The 1,724-nt window shown below is 67.5% G+C and carries 1 protein-coding gene; it reads right to left on the reverse strand.

Going from position 1 to position 1,724, the window contains the following annotated elements; genetic code table 11:
- Positions 1-54: 54 nt before the first annotated feature.
- Positions 55-1,605: an ISL3 family transposase gene (locus ABZ453_RS51195; RefSeq protein WP_359026949.1), complete on the reverse strand. Its 1,551-nt coding sequence runs from the start codon at positions 1,603-1,605 to the stop codon at positions 55-57.
- Between the last annotated feature and the right edge of the window lie 119 nt (positions 1,606-1,724).

Raw genomic sequence — 1,724 nt, forward strand, 5'->3', positions numbered from 1 at the left:
TTTCGTTCGGCTCTGATCCACTTCTTGTGGTCCGATCGCGGAGCGTTACAGTGCTCAGTCCGCGAGGAGGATCTGCCGGCGAAGGAGGTCGAAGCCAGCCCGGCCGTATCCGTCCCTCTTGATCCGTTTCACCCTGTTGACGTTGCCCTCGACCTTGCCCGAGCTCCATTCCAGGGTGAGCCCGGCGGTGACCGCGTCGAAGTCCTGCCGCAGACCGCGGGCCAGGCTGCCCAGCGGCTTGAGGCCGGTGTCCTCGGCGCGGGTGAGCCAGGCGTCGAGCGCGGTGCCGCGACGCTCGGTCATCATGCGGGCGAAGGCGCGCACACAGTCGGCGACAGCATCCAACTCCGGGCAGCGGGACAAGAGTTGCTTGAGCTTGAGCGCATTGCTCTCGTCGATCTTGTCGGGGCGGGCGGTGATCAGCCAGGTGGCTTTCCGGACGGTCAGCTCTTTGGGCTTGGCGGGTGCGGGTTTGCCGGCGGCCCGGATCTGTTGCAGGTGGCGGCGGACGGTCCGCTGACTGCCGCGGTAGCCAAGCTCGGCGATCTCGGCATGAAGCCGTGCCGCGTCCGTGCAGCCCTCGTTCCAGCGCCGGTACAGATAGGGCGAGTAGGCGTGGATTTGACCGTAGCGGCGGGAGCCGGTGCCGCGGAACGCATCATCAGGTGTGGCAGCGTGTGCATAGCGCCGCACGGTCTTTCGGTCGAGCCCGAGCGTCTTGGCGATCACCTCAATCTGCACACCCTTGCCGTACAGGGCATGCACCGCGGCATGGCGCTCGCGTCGCTTGATCGCGCGCAGCCCCTCCAATGGCTCCGGCACGTTGTCGGCTGCCGTGCCGGCCTCCATGGCGACGGTGTCGGCGGTCGCGTCCTCGGCGGGGTCGGTGAGACACTCGCGGTGCTGGGCAACGCACTTCTCGACCGCCTCGCACAGGTTCTTCCACAAATGGAACCGGTCTGCGACCTGCGTGGCGTCGGGGCAGACGGTGCGAACGGCCTCCGCGTAGGCACTGGCCCTGTCCCGGCACACGATCTCCGCCCCCGGGTGATCACGCAGCCAGGCACTCAGCGTCTCCGAGGTACGGTCAGGCAGCACGTCCACCCTCTCACCCGTCTCCACATCCAAGATGATCGTTCCGTAGACGTGGCCCTTCTTGAATGCGAAATCGTCGATACCCAGGACGCGTGGTGCGGTGCCGACCGGCTCGTCGGGAAGCCTTCGCAGCAGCCTGAGCAGCGAGTTCGGGCTGGTTGGGATCGACAGGTGCGCGGCCAGCCGGGATCCGGGGCGCCCGGCGAGGGCCAGCACGATCTTCTCCAGTGTCCGGTGCAGCGACGCCGTGCGTCGGGCGAAACGTTCGGTCAGCCCGTCGACCTGCTCGACGAAGGTTCGGCGAGTGCACTCTTGGGCCGGACATATGAACCGGCGCACGAGTAGGTCGATCACAGCCCGGTGCCCGGACACCGCCACGTCGGCCAGGCGCCTGCGATACCCACCGTGGACGCGGCTCGACACCGTCCCGCACCCCGGGCACGCGGCCTGCCGTGTCGCGGTACGTGCCGAGAAGGTCATCAGTCCGTTGTCCACCACGACGTCGTCCACCGTCACCCTCGACAGGTGGGAGAAGGCGGTCCGGAGAACGTTGCAATCACACGAACGCCCATCCTTCCAGGCAGCGGTGACGGCCAGTCACGGCTCCACAGCAAGTGGATCAGAGCCGC

It is taken from the genome of Streptomyces sp. NPDC005799 (genome assembly GCF_040630525.1).
Classification (GTDB): Bacteria; Actinomycetota; Actinomycetes; order Streptomycetales; family Streptomycetaceae; genus Streptomyces; species Streptomyces griseorubiginosus_B.